This is a genomic window from Veillonella criceti (assembly GCF_900460315.1).
Classification (GTDB): Bacteria; Bacillota; Negativicutes; order Veillonellales; family Veillonellaceae; genus Veillonella_A; species Veillonella_A criceti.
The window spans coordinates 1206792-1229463 of record NZ_UHIO01000001.1 but is presented as its reverse complement, the minus strand read 5'-3'; the positions used below and the strand labels follow the sequence as shown (position 1 = coordinate 1229463).

The window sequence follows — 22672 nt, the reverse complement described above, 5'->3', positions numbered from 1 at the left end:
ATGGTATTAGGTAGAACCGCTAATTGATAGCGAAATATAGAGTCTACAGTTTCATCTTAAAGGAGGAATTTCTTGTGAAAAAGGCATGGAAAGCAGCAATGTTAGCAACCTTCGCAGTAGGGGCTTTGGTAGTGAGTGGTTGTGGCAGTGATTCTGGTAGTTCTGGTGGTGGCGATTTACCACAAGTAGGGGTAGCCATTTACAAATTTGACGATACCTTCATGAGTGGTGTACGTGCTCGTATCGATGCAGATGCTAAAGGCAAAGCAAAAGTAGATATCGTAGATAGTCAGAATTCCCAACCAACACAGAATGAAAAAGTTGATTTATTCCTTAACAAAAAGTACAAAGCCATTGGTGTTAACATTGTTGACCGTCCAGCAGCTGGTGGTATCATAGAAAAAGCTAAAGCAGCGAATGTGCCAGTTGTATTCATGAACCGTGAACCATTAACTGAAGATATGGCTAAATGGGACAAAGTATACTATGTAGGGGCTAAAGCTGAACAAAGCGGTGAAATGCAAGGTAAAATCTTAGCTGATTACTTCAAAAAACATCCAGAAGCTTACAAGAGCAAAGACAATGTATTACACTATGTATTAATTAAAGGTGAACCAGGCCATCAAGATGCTGAACTTCGCTCCAAATATGTTATTGAATCCCTCAAAAAAGAAGGCATTCAAGTTGATGAAATTGCACAAGATACAGCTATGTGGGATCGTGTAAAAGGTCAGGAAAAAATGGCAGCTTTCTTATCTAGCTATGGCGATAGAATTGATGCTGTAATTTCTAACAATGATGATATGGCGCTTGGCGCTATTGAAGCATTAAAAGCAGCAGGCTACTTCAAAGATGGTAAATATATGCCAGTAGTAGGGGTAGATGCTACGGCACCAGCTGTTCAAGCCTTGAAAGATGGTACATTATTAGGTACGGTGCTTAATAATGCGAAGAAACAAGGGGATGCTGTATTTAACTTAATGCTAGTATTATCCAAAGGTGAAACGCCAACAAAAGACAATGTAGGCTTTGAAATTATTGACAAACAATATATTTGGGTTCCTTATGAAATCGTAACAAAGGACAATGCAGATCAAATCTTAGGTGATAAATAAGTCATACAGTAAGGTGGGGAGGCTTGTTGCAGGCCTCCCTTACTTACTATAACTGGTAGGAGGGCAAGCATGAGTGAGTATATTTTAGAGATGCAACATATAACCAAATCATTTCCCGGCGTAAAAGCACTAAATGATGTATCTCTGCGGCTCCGTCCAGGTTCGGTACATGCGCTGATGGGTGAAAATGGTGCTGGGAAATCGACCTTGATGAAATGCTTATTTGGCATATACAAACAGGATGAAGGACAAATTATACTTAATGGTGAACCAGTAGAAATCGCTGATTCACGAACCGCATTGGAATTAGGTATTTCTATGATTCATCAGGAATTATATCCAGTGCTACAACGAAATGTAATGGAAAATTTATGGTTGGGACGATTCCCAACTAAACAGTATGGTCCTCTTAAGTTAGTGGACCATAAAAAAATGAAAGACGATACATTAGCTTTATTCAAAGAAATTGATGTAGATATTGATCCTGAAGAACTAGCAGGGCATCTGTCTGTTTCAAAATTACAGAGTATTGAAATTGCTAAAGCCGTGTCTCATAGTTCACGGATTATTGTAATGGATGAACCAACCTCGTCGCTGACAAGTGATGAAGTAGAGCACTTATTTAAAATTATAGAAAGCTTGAAAGCAAAAGGCGTGGCCATCATTTACATTTCTCATAAAATGGAAGAAATCCTCCGCATATCGGACGAAGTAACGATTATGCGTGATGGTAATTATATAGGCACTTGGCCCTCCGAAGAATTGACGACGGATCTTATAATTAAGCGGATGGTTGGCCGTGAAATGACTCAATTATTCCCAGAGAAAACGAATGAACCGGGCGAAGAAGTATTACGTGTAGAAGGCATGACCTCGATTCGCGATCATTCCTTTAAAGATGTTAATTTTTCTCTCCATAAAGGTGAAGTTCTCGGCATTGGCGGTCTCGTAGGGGCCCAGCGAACAGAAGTGATTGAAGCCTTATTTGGTCTTCGCCATTTAGCTTCTGGTAAGATTTTTATTCATGGTAAGGAAGTAAAGATTAAGAGTCCTCGAGATGCTAAGAAACATCATATCGCTTTATTGACAGAAGAACGGCGGGCGACAGGCATTTTCCCAATGCTTAATATTGTGGATAATAACACCATCGCTTGTATGCCTAAATATCGTAATAAAGCGGGTCTATTAAATGATAAATTGCGTGAAATTGATACGCAAGAAGGAGTCACTTCCCTGCGTATTAAAACTCCTGATACACAGACTCGCATTCAATCGTTGTCTGGTGGTAATCAGCAAAAAGTATTGATTTCTAGATGGCTAAATACCAATCCTGAAATTTTACTGCTTGATGAGCCGACTCGTGGTATTGATGTGGGTGCTAAATATGAAATTTATACGATTATTAATCGCCTAGCTTCGCAAGGGAAAAGTGTAATCATGATTTCTTCGGAAATGTCAGAGCTATTAGGTATGAGTGACCGTATTATGGTTATGAGCAATGGCATTATGGAAGGTATTATTGATGCTAAGGAAGCAACCGAAGAAAAAATCATGGAACTTGCTACAGCAGGTTTAGTATAGGAGGACATAATGATGAGTGGATCACGCATTAGCAAGTTTATGACGCAAAATGCTATTTATATTGTACTAGTTGTTTTAGTAGCAGCGATTTCTATTTATAGCCCTAACTTTTTATCGATGACGAGTTTTCGTGATATTTTAATTCAATCTTCACCACGTGTTATCATTGCCTTAGGGTCGGCTATGATTTTGATTACGGCGGGGTGTGACTTATCAGCAGGGCGTGTGGTTGGTTTGACGGCTGTTGTATCAGCCTCTTTATCTCAAATGCCTAATTATCCGCATCCATTTTTTGAACAAGTGCCACAATTACCAACCTTTTTGCCGATTATTATTGCCATTGCTGTAGGGGCCTTAGTTGGTCTTATTTCGGGCTTAATTGTAGCGTATTTAAAGATTGTTCCTTTTATTGCTACATTAGGGACTATGGTTATGACTTATGGTGTATGTTCTTTGTATTTTGACATGGAGCCAAATAACTCACAACCAATTGGCGGTCTACGTCCTGAATTTACTGTATTTGGGTCTGGTTCGCTCGATTTAGGGGTTATTACAATACCCTATATTGTCATTATTGCAGCAGTGATTGCGTTTGTAATGTGGATTGTATATAACAAGACTGTTCTTGGTAAAAATATGTTTGCCATTGGTGGCAATCCGCAAGCGGCCGTTGTATCAGGGATTAATGTAGCGACTACTTTAATTGCTATTTATGTTATTGCTGGGGCTCTATATGGTGTAGGTGGTATTTTAGAAGCGGCTCGTACTGGTGGGGCAACGAATAACTATGGTAACATGTACGAATTGGATGCTATCGCAGCGGCTGTAGTAGGGGGCGTATCTGTTACTGGTGGTATTGGTACTGTGCCAGGCATCATTGCTGGGGTACTTATTTTTACAGTTATTAACTATGGTTTAACCTTCGTTGGTATGGGTCCATATTGGCAGTTAATTATTAAAGGGTTAATCATTGTTATTGCCGTAGCTGTAGACGTTCGTAAATATTTAGCACGCAAATAAAAAATGAATAAGAGCTGATTTGATTTAATTTGCACTAAAATGTTTAAAAAAGAGAAATCAATGAATAATTTTTCGATTCGTTGATTTCTCTTTTCTTGTGTATGTAGTAAAAATAAGGTCTATTTATAATGAATTTGTCCTTGTGGATAGTAATTATCGTATATTAGCGTATAGATATGTAATTAATGAAAGTTTATTATAAATCTTGCGTTATATATAATTAATGATATATAATGATAGTAGTGTATAGTATGATAGAGATATTTAAATGTATATATAGATATGTATATTGTAGGGTGAAATAATATGTATATTTATGTATGTGTTGTGGTGGCGGTAAAAAATATATAGAAGTGGAGTACAAGAGATTATGAAGCGTGCGGGCCTAACCGTAAGCGCCATTTTTGTGTGTCTTGTGATGACTTTTGTATGGTGGAGTCATGATGAGGTAGATGGAAAGGACGCGGGCATTTGGCAAGACTTAGTGGCGGGATACCACAAATATATGCCAATTCCTAATAGTAAGCCATTACATATACGTCAACTGGTAACCCCAGATATGAGTACGCGACGTATTATTTTATGGGAAACGAAAGAATTACAGGCAAATTCAATTATTAAATATAAAATAAAAGGTAGTAGTGATGATACGATTCAGACAGTGTATGCAGTGTCTGAAATGTTTGAGGATGACAAAGAGAAGCGATATATATATCGTGTAGATTTGCGCGATTTAGAACCTAATCAAGACTATGTGTATCAAGTAGGCCGTGAAGGATACACGGATGATGAGTGGCATTCATTAAGTACAAAAGCAAGTAAGCAATTTTCAGCCCTTATTTTTCCAGACTCACAGTCAAAGGATTATAGCCAATGGGCGAATTTAGTGAAAACAGCATATAGTCAAAACCCTAATGTGCAGTTTTTTGCCAATTTAGGCGATTTAGTAGATAATGGCGAATCGGCCTCGCAGTGGAATGCATGGTTTAATGCAGTCAATCCTATGATTGCTAATGTTCCTTTTGCCGGTGTGATTGGCTATCATGAGTTATATGCACATGATTCAAAATTACGTGCTCCTTTGGCTTATGCACATTTTTTCCCTTTTGTACAGGCCAATTCATCGTTGCGGCGTGAGCCGTATTACTCCTTTGATTATGGGGATGTTCATTTTATAGTAATCGATACTGAATTTGATGCTGTGCCTGAACTGTTACGGCAAGACATGATAACGATGGAACTTATTTGGCTGACTAATGATTTGGAACAGTCTAAGGGAACTTGGAACGTTGTGCTTATGCATCGTGATGTATTAGCGTATGAAGAAGTTCAGAACCCGTTTAGTAAGTCGGGATTCTCTGATATTGGCAAAACCTTTATGCCTATTTTTGAAAAGTATAAGGTTGATTTGGTATTATCTGGACATTATCATATGTATCGAAGGCATGGGCATATTAGTGAGTTTAAGCGCAGTGAAACAGGGCCTTATTACATAGTGAGTGGTGTTGCTGGTGATATATATTATAATGAGCATTGGAAACCTCACCCATTAGATGTATATGCACCAGCTAGGGATGATAAATCTAATTATTTAGTATTAAGTCGTCAAGGCGAGACCTTAATGGTAAAGGCCTTTTGGTTTGATGGTACTTTGTTTGATGAGGTGGTCTTACGTAAATAGGGACGGTACTACTCATTAAAATAGGTGTACAATATTAATAACAAAATATTCAAGGTAAATTTAAAACGAGCCTCTAAAAGAGAAGGCTCGTTTTGTGTTATTGTGGGTTTATTTTAGTTGAAGTTTTAACTCGTTTAAAAATAAATGGGCTACATTACTAAAGGTATGTTGTTTGCGCCATAAACAAAACATGGCGGAGGCATTGACATCGACTAAGGGAACAAAGGTCAGTTTACTATCTAAGGCGGTATTTGTAATTTTATCATAAGTTAGGGCGTAGCCCACGTTTTCACGAACCATAATGGCTGCATTATAGAGCAGATTATAGGTAGCGATGATTTGCAATTTATTAGCTTGGTTACCAAACCAACGGGGGAAATCAATCATCATATTTTGACGTGAGCAAATAAGGGGCAGTCCGAATAGGTCGTCTAAACAAAGGGAGTCTCTTTGGCTAAGGGCATCTTTTTTAGGGATGAGTAAGCCCCAATGGTCGACAGTAGGTATTTTAAGACTGTCGTATTTAGTTGATTCTTCGTAGTCCATGATGAACGCGAAATCGAGAATGCCCTTATCTAATTGTTCTAGGACATCTTGAATATTACCGCTAAAAAGATGTAGATGGATACCCGGATAGGTAATACGAAGGTTTTTAATGGTTTTAGCTACAAAGCTAAAGGATTCTGATTCGGCACTCCCTACATAGATTGTTCCTTCCGCTAAGGTCGCATAATTTTTAAATTCTAAGACTGTCTTATCGACTAAGTCGACAATATCATGAGCTCGTTTTTCTAATAGATGGCCAGCTTCGGTTAATTCAATATTGTAATTGGTTCGAGCGTATAGTTTGACCCCTAATTCAGATTCTAGGTCGCGCAATTGTTTTGACATAGTTGGTTGTGTGATGTGGAGTTTTTTAGCAGCTCGAGACATATTGCCTTCGCGCGCCATTTCTAAAAAGTAGCGTAATACACGAGTTTCCATAGCTTATATCCTTTTATATATGTTTTCTTGTAAAGTTTGTCAAATGGATTAAAACAATACTATTTGCCAGTAATCAGTATCTTAACTTACTTATAGTATATACAAAATAGAAATAGATTAAAAGAATATCTAGGTATAAATTATAAATAATTGTTATATTTATGGAATTGAATATAATAGAGTTACTGGGGTCACTATATAGACCATCTGTATGGTGATACTTAAGCGTAGATTATCTGGGTTAGGTACAAGATAATCTTAGATGAAGGAGCTGTGATAATGAATTCATCAAAATTAGTTTATATTTTAGCAATTGGTGTATTTGGTATATTAAATACGGAAATGGGCATTATAGGTGTTTTACCCTATATTGCTGAGCAGTATAATGTATCGTTGATTCAAGCGGGTACTTTATTAAGTATATTTGCTTTTGGGGTAGCCATAGCCGGACCAACGATGCCCTTATTGTTATCTAAATTACCAAGAAAACCGCTAATGCTATTAATATTAGCTGTGTTTACCATAGCTAGTATAGTGGCTGCGTGGGCGACGACTTTTGAAGTGTTATTTTTAGCTCGTTTAATTCCTGCTTTATTACATCCAGTATATTGCGCTATGGGCTTTTCATTAGCTGCGAGTGTGGTAGGTAAGGAAAATGCCCCTAAAGCTGTGGCTAAGATTAATATGGGCGTAGCGGCAGGGATGGTAGTAGGAATTCCAGTGAGCAATTTCTTAGCCGTTCATGTAGATTTAAGTGCTGCTTTTTTATTTTCAGCAATTATTACAGCACTGGTATTTATTATGACCCTTTTGTATGTGCCCGCTAATTTGCCTGTGGAAGCTATTTCCTATGGCAAACAGTTACGGGTATTGCGTAAACCCACGTTATGGATGGCTATTTTATTTGTTATGGCCTTAAATGGTTCTATTTATGGTGTTTACAATTATTTTGTTGAATATGCATTAACGGTTAGTGGCTTAACAGCCAACATAGTAAGTGTTACGCTTTTATTATATGGTGTAATGAATATGGTAGGGAGTGCGTTAGCTGGTCGCTTATTGAGCCAACAAGCTATGTGGACGATACAAATTGTTTTGTTATTAATCATAAGCACGTATGTGGGATTTATTGTAGGCGGCGAGAATGCATGGTTAGCGATTAGCTTAGTCCTCTTTTGGGGGATTATCGCTGGTATATGTGCTAATATCACTCAATATTGGATTACCCGAGCTGCGTATGAAGCACTCAATTTTGCCAATGGCTTATTTCTTACAGCCGCTAACATTGGTGTTGTCGTAGGAACTACCTTATGTGGGCTATGGATTGGTCAACTGGGGGTAGGCTCCACTATGTATGGCGGAATTATTTTGGTTATTATAGCTACTGTTATGTATGGACTTCAACGTATCTATGAAGCCCGCAGTATACAGCAACTATAATTAAATAAATAACAGTAATAGTATTAGTTATATTTTAGTTTTTTATGAAACTTTTTAAACTAAAGCTAAAGAGTAAATTACTATTGAGTTAGAGGAGGAAGTAGTATGAAATTTCGTAAAACAATTTTAAAACAAGCTGTGTTAGCAGCTACTGTGGCAGCGGTGTATGGATTCGGTGTTAATACTGTGGATGCAGCTAATGTAGCGTATGTGCCAATTCCAAGTAATGCAAAACATATAGCAGAAGCACAGCAGCAGGTAATACCAACAACAAATGCACAAGATAAAATCAATTCCCCTATGAATCAACCAGAAGCATTAAAATTAGAAAGCAAATGGGATAAAATTTTCCCTAAAAGTGATAAAGTAGATCATCGTAAAGTTACTTTTGTTAACCGTTATGGGATTACTTTAGTTGGTGATTTATATACACCAAAAGCTGGTACTGGTAAAATGGCCGCTATTGCGGTAGCAGGACCATTTGGGGCAGTTAAAGAACAAACCTCTGGTTTGTATGCCCAGTCCTTAGCTGAACAAGGTTTTGTGACAATTGCCTTTGACCCATCCTATACTGGTGAAAGTGGTGGTACGCCACGCAATATGGCCTCTCCAGATATTAATACGGAAGACTTCAGTGCAGCTATTGACTTTTTAGGTTCCTTAGATAATGTAGACCGTGATAATATTGGTCTTATGGGGATTTGTGGTTTTGGCGGCATGGCTTTATCTGATGCGGCTATGGATAAACGTGTAAAAGCAGTGGCTACGTCTGTTCTTTATGATATGTCCCGTTCTATTGGTCAGGGCTTAAATGATTATTATACGGCTGAAGATCGTGATAAAGTATTACATTATTTAGCTGATAAACGTTGGGAAATGGTTGATCGTGGTACAACGGCGCCAGGGTATCATGAAGTGCCAATTGTAAATGGTGAACTTATTACGTTGACTGATGGACATTTATTACCAGAAGTAGCGTCTCCTGATATGGATCCAGTGGGTAAACAATTCTTTGATTTCTATCGTACTGGTCGTGGCTATCACCCACGTTCCATTAACTCCACAACAGCTTGGGTCGATGTTATGCCATATGGTTTTATGAATTTCAGTATGTCTGCACATTTAGATGAAATTGCACCACGCCCTGTATTGTTAGTTACTGGTGAAAATGCGCATTCCCGTTATATGTCTGAAGACGTAATGAAAGCGTTAACTGGTGATAATAAACAATTACTTGTAGTACCAGGTGCTACTCATGTAGATTTATATGATAAAACAGACATGATTCCATTCAAAGAAATTACTGAATTCTTCCACAAAAATTTGAAATAAAAAATAGTCACTATAATTAGAGCGAATTGATAAAAGCTATTTAAGGCTACACAATAAATTCTATTATTTAGTTGACTTGAAGTTAACTTTAAGATTTAAAATACTACTTGTAAGTAAGAATACTTATGAGTAGTATTTTATTGTATTTAATAGTTTTGTAGATAGAAGTTGGTTAGAATTAAGCGTGCTACTTAGTAAACTGTGTGTGATACGTTATGGGAGGTATACATGGGAATTAAAGGGAACGTATTAAAAGCTGCGTTAGTAGCCACTTTGGCTGTAGGGAGTATAGGGGGACAAGCTTGGGCATTGCCACTTGATATACCTACACAAGGGGTTGTTTTAACAGGGCAAGCTAAACAGGCGTATATTTCTAATGAAATTAAAGTGTTGTTTCAGCAATCTAAGGAGACTGTGACTCCGTTTACGATGCCCGATGGCTGGTCAAAAGATATGTTATATTATGAACAAGTGCCAGTAGAGCATTATCATAATGAACGTATTAAAAGTAATCGTGTGATTTTACAATTTCATGGTGGTGGTTATGTGGCTGGCATGACCGATTATCATCGTACATTGGCCTTAAAAGAAGCAACTTTGATGGAAGCTAGTGATGTGTATAGTGTGGATTATCGCTTGGCTCCTGAATATAAATACCCAGCTGCATTGGAAGATGCTATTACCGTGTATAAAAGTTTATTGGCTGCTGGTATAGAGGGGCAACATATTATAGTTGTTGGTGATTCGGCTGGCGGCAATTTAGCGGTAGCATTGTCATTATATTTGCGTGACCATCAGATAGAACAACCTGGAGTGATGTTATTAGCTTCACCTTGGGCTGATTTTGAACATAAGGTAGCTACTTCAAGGACTGAAAATGCCACTAAAGATCAAGTATTAGGTGTAGGTACTCCTTTATATGAAGCGGTTATTACTCCCGCATATGCTGGTACATTAGCTGTTTCAGATGCCAAATTATCTGTGATAAATGCTAACTTAGAAGGGTTACCACCAACACTTATACAAGTGGGAGGCAATGAATTGTTTGAGACCGAAGGGGAAGTTTTTGCATCGAATATGGCCGCGGCTGGCAATGTAGTAACGCTAACTGTGTATCCTGGAATGCCTCATGATTTTGCTTTATTATTGCCTCATATGGAGGAGTCGATTGACTCTTTACAAGAGATGAAAGATTTTGTGAATCGTTATATGAATTGATTGAAATATAACATAGTGTGTTATGAAAGGTAACGGTAACGATGTATAGCGTTCAACGAATGGGGCAAGGTTTACTAATAGGGTTATTCTTTGTTTTGGTGAGTACGGTGGCAGGTTGTACAGCTGCTCAACCGGAGAATAGTACGGCAACTGAAAATGGTGTTAATACGGTAAGCTCTAATGGAAGCATTAATATGGTTAGTGAGCCAAAACAGAGTGATACTCATGCGCCTGAAAGTAAGCAAAAATCTATTCAGATGCATATTGGTAATCAGACGATTCAGGTTCGTTTAGCTGATACTGTGGCAGCTGAACAATTCGTCAATCAATTACCACAGACTTTGACCTTACAGGATGTTAATGATAATGAGAAATATATTGTATTGAATACGTCCTTTACTACCGATTCTAAAGTGGCGGGGACTATTAAGGCCGGTCAGTTGAAATTATGGGGCCATCAAGGGTTAGTTTTATTTTACAAAAATTTTGACTCCTCTTATGCATATACTGACTTAGGAGAGGTTGTGGATCCTGTAGATTGGGAAACCTTACTGGGGAAAGGGACAGTTACCATTACATTCTCAAAGTAAAATATCTTGACTTGAAGTTAACTCTAACTTATATAATATGATTATGAGTTAAAAGAGACGCTTTGAGGAGGCAAATTATATGAAAGGATATATAAAAAGACAACCTTGGTTAGTTTGGTTGTCTACAGTGTTTATATTAGTTGTGGTGATTGGGGTTATTGTATCATCGACGGCTTGGGGTGCGAATATTATGCGTCAAGGTCGTAGTTTGTACTATCATTATGTACCACAAGCCGGTACAGAAGCACGCTATGTTAGGCAATTAGTGACACCAGATATGGCGCATTCCCGTATTATTATGTGGGAGACAAGTAAAGCGACAGAAGAGCCGGTAGTGCTCTATAAAGAGGCGGGAGCTTCAGACAGTACTATTCAGTCTGTGCCTGCTACGATGGACACTTTACAAGAGGATAAAGTGGTGCGCTATATATATCGTGCTGAGTTAACGCAATTAGAACCGAATAAGACGTATGAATACCAAGTAGGGCAAAATGTAATCACTAATGATTGGCATACTTTACAAACGGTTGATCATCGTAATTTTGTAGCCCTTGTATTCCCTGATTCTCAATCGGCTGATTATAGAGGCTGGCATGAATTGGTGGAAACAGCGTATACGAAAAATCCTGAAGCTACTTTTTTTGTTAATATGGGCGATTTGGTAGATAATGGGGAGTCCGCTTCACAATGGGATGCGTGGTTTGATGCAGTCGAACCTATGATTGCGAATATTCCATTAGCGGGTGTTATTGGTAATCACGAATATTATTCGTTAGATTGGCAAATGAAGGAACCGACTGCTTTTGATACCTTTTTTAAATTTGCCGCGCCTACTGCGAAGCCAGATAGTAAACAATTAGGTGACTCTTCGAGACGAGCTTTTTATTCATACGATTATGGAGACGTTCATTTTGTCGTATTGAATACACAGTTTCAAGAGATGAATGATACTTATCGTGAGGCGGTACAAGCTGAACAATTAGCTTGGTTAGAGGCGGATTTAGCAAATACGAAACAGCCTTGGAAGGTAGTCCTTATGCATCGTGACCCATTCCGTTATCCTCATACGAAGGCACCCAATACTGTGCCAGGAATCAATGAAATTGGCGATATGTTTATGCCTACTTTTGAAAAATATAAGGTAGATCTAGTATTATCGGCTCATTATCATATGTATCGACGTCGTGGTCATGTAGAAAATTTTGAACGAAGTGCAACGGGACCTTATTATATTGTGACTGGGGTTGCTGGTGATGTAAAGTATGCTAATATTTGGATGGACCATCCGTTAGATGAATATAAATCACCTTATTTAGATGGTGACAATTACTTAGTACTTCGTAAGCAAGCTAATTCATTAATGGTAGAAGCTTATTTAGCCGATGGAACGCATTTTGATTCCGTAATACTTACTAAATAAGTTGACCTAAGGTATCAGCCACATATTGTAAGTCGGACTCTTGGTGAGCCGCGGTTACTGTGAGTCGTAAACGGCTAGCCCCTTGCGGTACTGTAGGTGGCCGAATGGCTGTTAAAATAATACCTTTTTCAAATAATTGTTGAGAGAGCTGTAAGGCTTTTTCAGCAGAACCTACAATAATTGGGAAAATCGGTGTTGGCTGATAGTCGTGTACTAAACCTGTGGTCGTTGTTTTATGGGTTACGGCAATCCCTTGGCGCAATAGGGCCTGAGTCATATAGTCGATATTGTGCTGTAGTTGTGTATAAAGGGATGTATCGTTGGCTAATAATGTGAGACTTTGCTGAGCCGCACCAATAGCAGCTGGTATTAAGGCTGTTGAAAAAATGAAACTACGACTTCGGTTTATGAGAGTGTCAATGAGTAGTTCGTTGGCGCAGACAAAGCCACCTTCGCTGCCTAAAGCTTTACTAAGGGTGCCTAATTGAATGTCCACATCTTGACTGCAATTAAAATAATGGGCGGTGCCACGACCTTGGCCAATAACGCCTGTAGCATGTGCATCATCGACCATGAGTAAGGCTTCATAACGTTTGGCCAAGGTTATGAGATCAGGTAGGGGTGCTATATCACCATCCATACTAAACACACCGTCTGTTACAATGAGGCGCTTACCGGTAGTGGGTAAGGCTTTTAGCAAGCTTTCTAGGTGTTCACAGTTATTATGTTCATATACTTTAATTGTGGCGCCGCTAAGACGACAACCATCAATAATGCTAGCGTGATTGAGTGCATCACTTAGAATATAATCCCCTTTTGTTAGGAGACCTGAAATAGTACCTACATTAGCCATATAGCCTGTGTTAAAGACGAGTGCTCGTTCACTTTCTTTAAAGCAGGCTAATTGTGTTTCTAGTTGTGGTAATAATGGATAGGTGCCTGATGTTAGACGGGCGCCACCGGAGCCCGTGCCATAAGCTGTAATGGCTTCTTGGGCGCTGGCTATGACTGACGGATGGTGCGTGAGGCCTAAGTAGTTGTTAGAAGCCATCATAAGATAGGTTCTGCCTTCAAGGCGAACATGAGTGCTGTCTAGGGGCTCATAGGTGGTACATTGACGGCGTTGTTTAGTGGCGTTTAATTGCTGGAGTTGTGATGTATAAAATTCACGGGTTATTGTTGAAAACATAGGAAACCTCGTAGTAGTTAATAAAAATAGGAATTTAGCGGTTGGATGCCATTAGAGTGTTAGGTGTATTATTGGGGGTAGTCACTAATACGGTTGTATTTTCTAAATAGTTTTGTAAGTCATCAATTGACATATTGGGTTGTACAAAGAAAATACGACCGCCTCGCTCATCACCAAATTCTTTGAGGGGGCCGAGACGATGGTAGGTATGACCATAGCTGACATAGCCAGTTGTATAATCTGGGTCATCAGAGATACAAAATTCGCTTATCACTTGTGGCGCACTTAGGACTTTAGTGGCTAAGACGAGCGCTTCTTGGAAATGAATGCCTGTATGTCCTTGTTCTTGAAAATATTGGCATGCTTTATTTTCATTGGCAAAGGCCATGCGACTGACGCGAAGACCTCGATTACCTAAGTTGTCCATTCTATCCCCTGTAAGTGCATTACAAATTAAGGCACCGCGCATGGCTTCTTTTTGGGTGCGCAGTAAATGGAGACCTTGTTGGAGTGCTGTTTCCGTAACGCCATGAGTTGTTAATAATTTCTGGGCTATGGCATAGGCCGCTTCTACTGAAGTGGCATGTGTAGTTTTAACCGATAAAGCCGGTACATAATGAATACCTGTTTCATCAATAGCGTCGATGGTGAGGCGAATAAAATCAGCACAACCTTTGCTATGATGTAGTGCTCGATGGACTAATTCGGCAGATAGTTGTTCTAGTTGATCTTTGGTGACAATGCGTTCAGCTCCCGAAATGTGATGACCGCCTTTTTCGTGGGCGCCACCTTGAGCTGCCCGCATACGAATACTATAATACATTCATGGTACCTCCGACCGTGGTTGGTACAGCACGACGTACTTTACTTAAAACTTTTACTAGAATCGGCGAGAAGATAGCTGTAAAGATATAGCCAGGTATAGCCATGAGAATCATCGCATAGGCTAATTTACCAAAGAGGATACCTAGTGTTAGACGGGCTATGATAGAGGCAATAGGGCCAGCAATAATTTGAGACCAAATTGTATTGCGCCCTAAGTAGAGTACCGCGCCTGCAATGAGGCGGAACTGCATTGCAATGGCCACATTGAGTAAGTTCTGTGTCCCTAAAAGTAAGGACAGGAGACTGGCTAAACAACCGGCTATAATATAGCGTTTAAAACCAAATACGGCACAAATTGCGACAGCTAAAGGGGCCGATAATTGAAAATCAACGCCGGGTATAACATTAGGTAATTTAATAGCACCTGTAATTCCTATCATAGCGGCTAAAATTCCTATTTCACAAAGAGTACGAATCGATATTTGTTTCATGGCAACAAAGTTCCTTTCCCTAAACCTAAATCCCTAATATATGACTAATGGTAAGTCATTGGCTAATTATCTATTCCCTAGGTAGATAATTAACTGATTGTCAACCTTCTTAAATATGAAGGTTAACCAAATTTGCTTTTATTATATGCTACAAGGGGACAGTTGTAAATTAGAAGTTGATTAGTAGGAATTTAGCTAGTTCTTGTATCTCATATAGTCATGACTATTTACAAAAAGTAATATAACGTATAGCCCTTTAATCTCTCTTGCGAATTTGGTATAATAAAACAGTAATAACAAACCTGCGTGGGCAGGTTGTTCACAGTCAAGGAGGACGATATTGTGGAATTAGTACAAAATTTAAAAGCAAAAGTAAAACCATTAGGTAAAAAAATTGTATTACCAGAATACGAAGACGCTCGTGTATTAGAAGCTACGGCTTTAATTCTTAAAGAAGGTTTCGCTACACCAGTATTGGTAGGTAATCCTGAAGATGTTAAAGCATTAGCTCAAAAAGAAGGTTTTAATATTGATGGTGCTGAAATCATCAATCCTGAAACATATGATCGTTTACCAGAAATGATTGACGTATTTGTAGAAAAACGCGCTAAAAAAGGTATGACACCAGAAAAAGCTAAAGCAACTATGCTTGGCGATTGCTTATTCTTTGGCGCTATGTTAGTACACCTTGGTGTAGTTGATGGTATGGTAGCTGGTTCTGCTAGTCCAACGGCTAATGTATTGCGTGCCGCTTTACAAGTAGTAGGTACTAAACCAGGTCTTAAAACTGTATCTAGCTCTATGTTCGTATTCACTGATAAGAAACAATATGGTGATGAAGGTATGCTTGTATTCTCCGATTGCGGTGTAATTCCTAACCCATCATCTGAACAATTAGCAGATATTGCTATGTCTTCTGTTGAAAAAGCTCGCAAAGTTGGTAACATGGCTAATCCTCGTGTTTCCTTCTTATCTTTCTCCACTAAGGGTTCTGCGTCCTCCCCTGAAGTAGATAAAGTAGTAGCAGCTGTTGAATTGTTGAAAGAACGCAATGTAGATTTTGACTTTGATGGTGAATTACAATTAGATGCATCTATTGAACCATCTGTAGCAGAACGTAAAGCGCCAGGTAGTAAAGTAGCTGGTCAAGCTAACATTCTTATTTTCCCTGATCTTCAGGCTGCTAATATTGGTTATAAATTAGTTCAACGTTTTGCTGGTGCTACCGCTCTTGGACCATTGATTCAAGGTCTAGCCGCTCCAATTCATGACTTGTCTCGTGGTTGCTTTGCTACTGATATTGTTGATGTAGTAGCTATTGCCGCTGCTGAAAGTGCTGAATAATTGATATAGCGTTAACTATAAAGACTAGCTCACCTTAATAGTGTTGTCCTTTAGGATGACTGAATACCTTGTAGGTGAATACTAATTTCATATATTATATGATTTCATAAACTCCGTTTTTGTTGTAGTTTTACAAAACTCTGACAATAACGGAGTTTTTGTTATTTATTTTGTGGTATAATATAAGAGAATAACTAATAATATTCTCAAAATAAAAATTCTTTTAAGTAAGAGAGGCTTGTTTATGAAATTATATTATTTAGAACATAGTGGTTTTATGATTGATGCAGGTCATCAATGTTACATATTTGATTATTGGAAAGATCAAACTCAAATTGTTAAAAAAGCGCAACAAGCAGGGAAGGAATTGTGGTTCTTTGTGACCCATTGGCATGGAGATCATTATTCACCTGCTATTTTAGAGTTTAATAGTGATACAACACGCTATATTGTTCATGAGGATGTGCCCCACAAAGAGATGCCAGCGCCTCGAACAACGGTAATGGCTGTAGGTGAAACAACGGTGGTAGGTAATTTAACTGTTACCATGTATGGCTCTACAGATGAAGGTGGTTCCTTTTTACTTGATACTGGTAAGAGTAAACTATTTCATGCCGGTGATTTAAATTGGTGGCATTGGTTAGGTGATACGCCAGAGAATATTGACTTTGCTCGTGACTTTGCCAAAAAAGAATTTCATCGTGTAGCGGGTATGCAAGCTGATTTAATATTGTTCCCTGTTGATGCCCGATTAGAAGCGGCTCGTGAATGGGGGGCTATTGAATTGCTTCATGTAGTACCTCAACCCAAATTATTTGTGCCTATGCATGCGAATGGTCCTATTTGGGAACCGTCTTTATATTTTAAGTCTTTATATGAGCATATGCCACTTTGGATTCCGAAACAATCCGGTGATGCCGTAGACTTAGCTGCCTATGGGATAAAATAGGCTGAAAGGATTTTTTATGAAACAACGGACAGCATGGCCTATAGCGACGTTGCTATTGTTGGTCATGATGGTTATATTTTTAGCTGTGTATCCTTTTCGGGCTGAGCCGTTATTTGGATTTTTGACACATGTCAGTGGTGCGGCAATGATTGGTGGTTTAGCCGATTGGTATGCGGTGACGGCTTTATTTGCGAAGCCTTTGGGGATTTCCTATAAAACGGCATTAATTCCTCGTAGCAAAGCAAGGCTTGTGGAAACGGCGCGTTATATGATGGTAGAAGAACTATTGCGCGTGCAACCAGTGTATATGATTATAAAAAAAGAGCAGTTGCCTAAGCGCATTTTGATGTATTTTCTTAGTGAAGAAGGTCGCTATCAGATTAACCAATTTATTGAAGAAGTAGGTTCGCAGATGGGACATCAATTTGACGGTGCGCCATTACGCAAAGAAGTGACTGGGGCGATTAAAAAAGGGGTTGCTCACTGGGAAGTGGCTCCATTACTCATCCGTTTTGGTCATCTTATGATGAAACGAGAGACTGTGGCTATTTTATGGCTTTATGTAAATCGTATGGGCCAGCGCTTATTAAGCTCTCAAGGGATTAAGCCTTATATTGTAGGGATTGTGGCCTCGATGATGAATCGGTATGCGGAGAATTCTTTTTGGCGTGAATTGGCCTTAGCACTAGGCAGTGATAGCTTTTCACCAGATAGAGTAGCAGAATTAATTCAACAAAAAGGAACTGAGTTTTTAGCTTCGCAAGAATCGATTCACTCACCTATGGGACAATATGTATATAATAAGGTACTTTGGAGTTTGTCTGAATTAGAGCGAAATCAACAATGGCGTCATACGGTGGAGAACTTAAAAAATCGTTGGCTTCAAGAGGCATTAGACGATGTTGATTTATCCGGTGATACGAAAACGTGGCAAGGGATTTTTAAACGGGCTCAAGAAGAAGCAGAAGCCTATGCACGCGGCTTATTACAGGATAAAGCTAAATTACAAAGTTTAGAGCGGTTGTTATTATATCAACTGGTGCCTTTATTGCGTAAGTTACGACCTTTTGTTGATACATCGGTAGTGCGTGAACTAATGGCTTATTCGCCACAACACTTATCCGATATTATTAAAGGGAAATTATATCATGATTTGCAGATGATTCGGATTAATGGGTCCTTAGTGGGGGCTGTGTTGGGCGGACTATTTTATGTAGCGGCTCAACTTGTACAAGGAGGTGCTAGCTTATGATTGGTGGCGTACCTTATCGTGTGTGGGCCAATCGCATTTTGGTCATCTCCGCTGTACTATATGGTTTAGTTTTTCTTGGTCAATTTTATATCAAAGCCACTTGGTATGAAGCCTTGTATTGGCTCGTGCAGTCGGCTCTTATTGGTAGTGTAGCTGACTGGTTTGCGGTGACGGCTTTATTCCGTAAGCCATTAGGATTTCCCTATCATACAGCTTTAATTCCTCGTAATAAGGAGCGCATGATATCGGGATTAGTTCACCTTATTGAAACACGTTTGCTTACGTTAGAGCAATGTCAAAAGGCCGTGCAGTCTGTTAAGTTTTTACCATACATTGACAGTTATATTCAAAGCGAACGAGGCCGCCAATATATTCGTAAAGCCTTACGGAGTTTATTGCATTTAGTATGGCATAGTCGTAGTGAAAAAGAATGGGCTGCTTGGGGCGCTGATAAATTAAGGACTTTTCTACATAAGCAGTCAATTACGGGGCCGATGCAACAATTTTTGACTGATATATGTAAAACTAATAAGCATGAAACAACCATTATTAAAGGGCTAGTGCTATTACAGGAGGCGTTAGATAAGCCACAGGTTCTCTTATGGTTAACACATACGATTGATCGTGAAATTCAAGCGCGAAAGGATAACTTTTTATCAGCCATTGTTATTGGTGTTTCAGAAGCAACCGATATTATTAATGCACGCGATATGGCTATGGCTATGTTACGTGAGTTATATATGGTATTGGAACGATGGAAACGGCCGGGCAGTACAGAACGTTTGGTATGGATGCAACAATGGTTAGGGCCGTTACAGGAATTAGCTTATAATAGTTCTGTCAGTCAAACGATTGATGGTGTTTGGCAACGGTGGATTGAGGAACAAGACTGGGAAGACATTTTAGAAACGTATATTTGTCCATATATTCATAATGTTATTCATATGGCGGATACGGAAGAAACGTTTGAACAAGAAACTCCAGTAAAAGTATTAGAACAGTCTTTGCAGGATTTATGGAAAGTGTATAGTCGTAATCCTGAAATTGAAACGAAACTTGAAAATATGTGTCAACATATGGCTAGCTATGTAATTGTTCGTGGTCATGCTTTATTAGGTATTATTGTGCGACAAGTGTTAGGTGCTTTAAGTACGGAACGATTTATTTATTTTATTGAATCGAAAGTAGAAGATGATTTAAGTTGGATTCGTATTAATGGTGCTTTAGTTGGTGCTGTTTGTGGGCTTGGCGCGTGGAGCTTTTTACATTTTATCTATGAGCCTTTATTGGCCCTGTGGGGCCTATAAGTTATTTGTGGGAACATATAAAGAAAGGGCATTGGAAATGGAGGATTTCCAATGCCCTTTCTTGTTTGAAGGAATAAGAAGTTATATACGTCATCCATAGTATGGTACTGTTAGATGATAGCTAAAATAGTCTTGTGACTATGAAAGCAGCTTAGTTAGCTTGAATTGGTTGTGGTGCAGTACGATCAAGTTGTAAATCTTCAATCATTTGTAAATCTTGAAGTGGGGAACGACCGTCTGTTGTTAAATAACCACCAACCATGATGCCATTAAGGCCACCGGATAAAGCTAGAACTTGTAAATCACGTAAGTTTACTTCACGGCCACCAGCTGTACGAATTTGAGCGGCTGGTAATACAAAACGGAACATAGCAAAAGTACGTAAAATTTCAAGTGGCGCTAATGGTTTATTATGTTCAAATGGAGTCCCTTTAATTGGATTCAAAATGTTAAGTGGTACAGAATCGATATTTAAGCGTTTTAATTCATAGGCCATTTCAACACGTTGTTCTAAGGTTTCATTTAAGCCAATAATACCGCCAGAACATACGCGAATACCTGCTTTTTTAGCATTTTCAATAGTAGACATTTTGTCTTCAAAATTATGAGTGCTGCAAATATTAGGGAAATTGCTTGGCGCTGTTTCGATGTTAGAATGATAGCGAGTTACACCGATTTCTTTTAATTGAACAGCTTGTTCATAGGTGAGAAGCCCTAAGGAACAGCAAATTTCAAGACCAGTTTCTTCATGAATACGGCGCAAAGCACTAAGAATTTGATCAAATTCTTTTGGATTATTTGTATTACGACCACTTGTTACGATAGAAAAACGAATGGCGCCAGCTTCTTTAGCTTTTCTTGCATGTTCTACAATATCGTCTTCCCTCATGAAAGGATACACTGTTACGCCTGTTTCATGATGTGCCGATTGGGCACAGAATTTACAGTTTTCTGGGCATTTGCCAGAACGTGCATTAACGATGGCGCATAAATCAACTTCTTTACCATTGAATTTTTGACGAATTTTATCAGCCATAGCAAGTAGAATCATAGTATCTTCGTCAGATACATTAATCAATTGTTCGGCTTCTTTAGGAGTAATTTCGCCACCATCTAAAATGCGTTGAGCATATGCGATAATTTCTTCGTAACCAATTTTGTTTGTTGTTGTCATGAACCTACACCTCTATATGTTTAAAGTTTTCCCGCTCTACCTCTGAGCTCCGACCGTGAGTCGTTGCCTTTATTATACGTAGCTTATAGGATATAGTCAACTACAAATTTTGCGCAAGGTTAACAATAACGTGTGATGGAAGATTCGGTTAACAATAAAAGGGCCGTTATTATTGTATAGATAATACCAGTTTGTAAAAAATCATAAAATTTGATTAGGACAGATTACGAATTTCAAAGGGCTGTGATAAAATAGAAGGTAATGTAGTGTATTGTTAATAAATGGTTTGTAAGGGCATTGGATAATATTAGGAGGCGAGGGCATGTTAGTAGTAGAACGAAATAGTGTCACGCCTTTATATGAACAAATTTATCAATATATAAAAGAGCGCATTGAGTATGGTCAATATGAAGCAGGGACTCGATTGCCATCGGTACGGGCTTTAGCTGGTGAAGTGGGTGTTAGTAAAATTACCGTGGAACAGGCGTATTTGCAATTAGCGGCGGAAGGGTATATTAAGGCTCATGATCGATCACCGTATGAAGTGCTTTCGCTACCATTATCAAGCACGCCAAGAAATAATGAAACACAGTGGGAAGAGGTTGTAACGTATCCGTTAGCACCAAACTTAGCGTTCGATAGTATAGAAGCAGACGTATCAGAACCCTTAAATCATAAATCTATACAATACAATTTTGCTACGGGGGCTATGGATCCAGAAGGTTTTGATTATACCCGTTGGAAACGGTATATTGGTTACATCTTGCGCGAACCAGAGCGTTTGTTGGCTTATGGCGATCCGCAAGGTGAATGGGAACTACGTTTACAATTGGCACAATATTTGAATACGGCGCGAGCTGTACGAACTACAGCGGCGCAGATTATTATCGGCAGTGGCACTCAGGCAATGGTTATGATGATTGCAGCCCTTTTAAAACGGGCTCATATTACAACGGTGGCTATTGATAGCAGTGTGTTAATTGGTGTTACTCATATTTTTGAGGATTATGGATTTAAGGTAGTGACGATTGATCAACATAGTGAAACGTTAATTGCTGATTTGACACGGGCTAACGTGCAGGCGTTATATTGTACTCCGTCCCATGGAGATCGGCAGGGGCGTGTCATGAGTGCAGGGCGACGGAAAGAATTATTACAGTGGTCTAAGACGGTAGGTAGTTATTTAATAGAAGATGATTATGATAGTGAACTTCGATATTATGGACGGCCTATTTCCTCCTTACAGGGCCTTGCGAGAGAAGAACATGTTATTTATTTAGGCACACCATCTAAAGTGTTACCACCATCCATTCGAATTAGTTACATGGTATTACCTACGTCGTTGTGGAATGATTTTTTAACGTATCGCAATTCGTATCGACAAAGCGCTAGTGTTATGGAACAACTCGTGTGGGCTCGCTATATGGCGGCTGGTGAGTGGTCTAAGCAAATTCGGCGATTGCGTAAACATTATGCAGATAAGAGTAAACAGTTAGTGGCTCAGTTGCAAAGTGCATTTGGTGAAAAAGTGAAAGCGTATTTACCAGAAGGTGGTGTTTATATTGGTTTGACCGTATATACATCGTTAAGTGGTGAAAAATTGTTAGCTAAAGCTCATGAAGCTGGGTGTGATGTTCGTATAGAAGCAGATGGGGCTAATCGTGAGGAAGTGCATTGTTTGTTATCGTTTAGTGCGATTCCTTCGGCGCAATTAAAAGAAGCGGTTAGCCAATTAGCTAATGCATGGAAAGGAGTTTGAA

General features: G+C 38.9%; 19 protein-coding genes. 14 read left to right on the top strand and 5 right to left on the bottom strand.

From position 1 onward, the window contains the following. The first annotated feature begins 74 nt into the window (after window positions 1-74). From DYE54_RS05565 to DYE54_RS05550, 4 genes are all read left to right on the top strand, one after another. Window positions 75-1115 carry a galactose ABC transporter substrate-binding protein gene (locus tag DYE54_RS05565; RefSeq protein ID WP_115310306.1) on the top strand — a complete coding sequence of 347 codons (1041 nt, stop codon included), beginning with the start codon at window positions 75-77 and terminating at the stop codon, window positions 1113-1115. A 69-nt stretch (window positions 1116-1184) separates the two neighbouring features. Continuing rightward, window positions 1185-2696 carry a sugar ABC transporter ATP-binding protein gene (locus tag DYE54_RS05560; protein ID WP_115310305.1) on the top strand — a complete coding sequence of 504 codons (1512 nt, stop codon included), beginning with the start codon at window positions 1185-1187 and terminating at the stop codon, window positions 2694-2696. 9 nt (window positions 2697-2705) lie between these two features. Then, window positions 2706-3716, top strand: coding sequence for a galactose/methyl galactoside ABC transporter permease MglC (gene mglC / locus DYE54_RS05555; RefSeq protein WP_245935695.1), 1011 nt, complete (start codon window positions 2706-2708; stop codon window positions 3714-3716). A gap of 370 nt (window positions 3717-4086) precedes the next feature. Further along, window positions 4087-5397, top strand: a complete 1311-nt coding sequence (locus tag DYE54_RS05550; RefSeq protein ID WP_115310304.1) for a purple acid phosphatase family protein — start codon at window positions 4087-4089, stop codon at window positions 5395-5397. Window positions 5398-5505: 108 nt separating this feature from the next. Here the strand turns inward: DYE54_RS05550 and DYE54_RS05545 are convergent, their stop codons facing one another. Next, window positions 5506-6381, bottom strand: coding sequence for a LysR family transcriptional regulator (locus DYE54_RS05545; RefSeq protein WP_115310303.1), 876 nt, complete (start codon window positions 6379-6381; stop codon window positions 5506-5508). Window positions 6382-6660: 279 nt separating this feature from the next. On the opposite strand from DYE54_RS05545, the gene DYE54_RS05540 reads away from it, so the two are divergent. From DYE54_RS05540 to DYE54_RS05520, 5 genes are all read left to right on the top strand, one after another. Beyond that, the gene (locus tag DYE54_RS05540) at window positions 6661-7821 is read left to right on the top strand and encodes an MFS transporter (RefSeq protein WP_115310302.1); all 1161 of its coding nucleotides are present in this window, start codon (window positions 6661-6663) and stop codon (window positions 7819-7821) included. A 105-nt stretch (window positions 7822-7926) separates the two neighbouring features. Further along, window positions 7927-9153, top strand: a complete 1227-nt coding sequence (locus DYE54_RS05535) for an alpha/beta hydrolase (RefSeq protein WP_172460566.1) — start codon at window positions 7927-7929, stop codon at window positions 9151-9153. A gap of 228 nt (window positions 9154-9381) precedes the next feature. Next, window positions 9382-10371: an alpha/beta hydrolase gene (locus DYE54_RS05530; protein ID WP_115310301.1), complete on the top strand. Its 990-nt coding sequence runs from the start codon at window positions 9382-9384 to the stop codon at window positions 10369-10371. 41 nt (window positions 10372-10412) lie between these two features. Next, window positions 10413-10961 (top strand): cyclophilin-like fold protein, encoded by a 549-nt coding sequence (locus tag DYE54_RS05525; protein WP_115310300.1) that lies wholly within the window; start codon window positions 10413-10415, stop codon window positions 10959-10961. 79 nt (window positions 10962-11040) lie between these two features. Further along, window positions 11041-12381 carry a purple acid phosphatase family protein gene (locus tag DYE54_RS05520; RefSeq protein ID WP_115310299.1) on the top strand — a complete coding sequence of 447 codons (1341 nt, stop codon included), beginning with the start codon at window positions 11041-11043 and terminating at the stop codon, window positions 12379-12381. On the opposite strand, the gene bioF is transcribed toward DYE54_RS05520, so the two are convergent. From bioF to DYE54_RS05505, 3 genes are read right to left on the bottom strand one after another with little or no spacing between them, the layout of a single operon-like run. Beyond that, window positions 12374-13570: an 8-amino-7-oxononanoate synthase gene (gene bioF, locus DYE54_RS05515; RefSeq protein WP_115310298.1), complete on the bottom strand. Its 1197-nt coding sequence runs from the start codon at window positions 13568-13570 to the stop codon at window positions 12374-12376. The genes DYE54_RS05520 and bioF overlap by 8 nt on opposite strands. Before the next feature lie 34 nt (window positions 13571-13604). Beyond that, on the bottom strand, window positions 13605-14393 hold the full coding sequence (locus DYE54_RS05510) for a 6-carboxyhexanoate--CoA ligase (protein ID WP_115310297.1): 789 nt from the start codon (window positions 14391-14393) through the stop codon (window positions 13605-13607). After that, a complete protein-coding gene (locus DYE54_RS05505) occupies window positions 14383-14886 on the bottom strand; it encodes a hypothetical protein (RefSeq protein ID WP_115310296.1) in 504 nt (167 codons plus the stop codon). The genes DYE54_RS05510 and DYE54_RS05505 overlap by 11 nt, the downstream gene beginning before the upstream one ends. A gap of 342 nt (window positions 14887-15228) precedes the next feature. Between DYE54_RS05505 and pta the strand changes: the two genes are divergently transcribed. From pta to DYE54_RS05485, 4 genes are all read left to right on the top strand, one after another. Beyond that, window positions 15229-16230 (top strand): phosphate acetyltransferase, encoded by a 1002-nt coding sequence (pta, locus tag DYE54_RS05500; protein ID WP_115310295.1) that lies wholly within the window; start codon window positions 15229-15231, stop codon window positions 16228-16230. Between the two features lie 244 nt (window positions 16231-16474). Continuing rightward, window positions 16475-17179: an MBL fold metallo-hydrolase gene (locus DYE54_RS05495; RefSeq protein ID WP_115310294.1), complete on the top strand. Its 705-nt coding sequence runs from the start codon at window positions 16475-16477 to the stop codon at window positions 17177-17179. 16 nt (window positions 17180-17195) lie between these two features. Further along, entirely contained in the window at window positions 17196-18431 is a 1236-nt protein-coding gene (locus DYE54_RS05490) for a DUF445 family protein (RefSeq protein WP_115310293.1), read from the top strand. Continuing rightward, window positions 18428-19738 carry a DUF445 family protein gene (locus tag DYE54_RS05485; protein WP_115310292.1) on the top strand — a complete coding sequence of 437 codons (1311 nt, stop codon included), beginning with the start codon at window positions 18428-18430 and terminating at the stop codon, window positions 19736-19738. The genes DYE54_RS05490 and DYE54_RS05485 overlap by 4 nt, the downstream gene beginning before the upstream one ends. A 151-nt stretch (window positions 19739-19889) precedes the next feature. On the opposite strand, the gene bioB is transcribed toward DYE54_RS05485, so the two are convergent. Then, complete coding sequence (gene bioB, locus DYE54_RS05480) at window positions 19890-20912, bottom strand: biotin synthase BioB (RefSeq protein ID WP_115310291.1); 1023 nt, start codon at window positions 20910-20912, stop codon at window positions 19890-19892. 322 nt (window positions 20913-21234) lie between these two features. On the opposite strand from bioB, the gene pdxR reads away from it, so the two are divergent. Further along, the gene (gene pdxR / locus DYE54_RS05475) at window positions 21235-22671 is read left to right on the top strand and encodes a MocR-like pyridoxine biosynthesis transcription factor PdxR (RefSeq protein WP_115310290.1); all 1437 of its coding nucleotides are present in this window, start codon (window positions 21235-21237) and stop codon (window positions 22669-22671) included. Window position 22672 lies beyond the last annotated feature (1 nt).

Excerpts from the sequence above, each read along its gene's own strand:
- DYE54_RS05510 (WP_115310297.1), bottom strand. The coding sequence starts at position 14,393 with ATGTATTATAGTATTCGTATGCGGGCAGCTCAAGGTGGCGCCCACGAA.
- pdxR (WP_115310290.1), top strand. The coding sequence starts at position 21,235 with ATGTTAGTAGTAGAACGAAATAGTGTCACGCCTTTATATGAACAAATT.
- DYE54_RS05505 (WP_115310296.1), bottom strand. The coding sequence starts at position 14,886 with ATGAAACAAATATCGATTCGTACTCTTTGTGAAATAGGAATTTTAGCC.
- DYE54_RS05545 (WP_115310303.1), bottom strand. The coding sequence starts at position 6,381 with ATGGAAACTCGTGTATTACGCTACTTTTTAGAAATGGCGCGCGAAGGC.
- DYE54_RS05535 (WP_172460566.1), top strand. The coding sequence starts at position 7,927 with ATGAAATTTCGTAAAACAATTTTAAAACAAGCTGTGTTAGCAGCTACT.
- mglC (WP_245935695.1), top strand. The coding sequence starts at position 2,706 with ATGATGAGTGGATCACGCATTAGCAAGTTTATGACGCAAAATGCTATT.
- bioF (WP_115310298.1), bottom strand. The coding sequence starts at position 13,570 with ATGTTTTCAACAATAACCCGTGAATTTTATACATCACAACTCCAGCAA.
- DYE54_RS05550 (WP_115310304.1), top strand. The coding sequence starts at position 4,087 with ATGAAGCGTGCGGGCCTAACCGTAAGCGCCATTTTTGTGTGTCTTGTG.
- DYE54_RS05490 (WP_115310293.1), top strand. The coding sequence starts at position 17,196 with ATGAAACAACGGACAGCATGGCCTATAGCGACGTTGCTATTGTTGGTC.
- DYE54_RS05520 (WP_115310299.1), top strand. The coding sequence starts at position 11,041 with ATGAAAGGATATATAAAAAGACAACCTTGGTTAGTTTGGTTGTCTACA.
- DYE54_RS05485 (WP_115310292.1), top strand. The coding sequence starts at position 18,428 with ATGATTGGTGGCGTACCTTATCGTGTGTGGGCCAATCGCATTTTGGTC.
- DYE54_RS05495 (WP_115310294.1), top strand. The coding sequence starts at position 16,475 with ATGAAATTATATTATTTAGAACATAGTGGTTTTATGATTGATGCAGGT.
- DYE54_RS05525 (WP_115310300.1), top strand. The coding sequence starts at position 10,413 with ATGTATAGCGTTCAACGAATGGGGCAAGGTTTACTAATAGGGTTATTC.
- bioB (WP_115310291.1), bottom strand. The coding sequence starts at position 20,912 with ATGACAACAACAAACAAAATTGGTTACGAAGAAATTATCGCATATGCT.
- DYE54_RS05560 (WP_115310305.1), top strand. The coding sequence starts at position 1,185 with ATGAGTGAGTATATTTTAGAGATGCAACATATAACCAAATCATTTCCC.
- DYE54_RS05540 (WP_115310302.1), top strand. The coding sequence starts at position 6,661 with ATGAATTCATCAAAATTAGTTTATATTTTAGCAATTGGTGTATTTGGT.
- DYE54_RS05530 (WP_115310301.1), top strand. The coding sequence starts at position 9,382 with ATGGGAATTAAAGGGAACGTATTAAAAGCTGCGTTAGTAGCCACTTTG.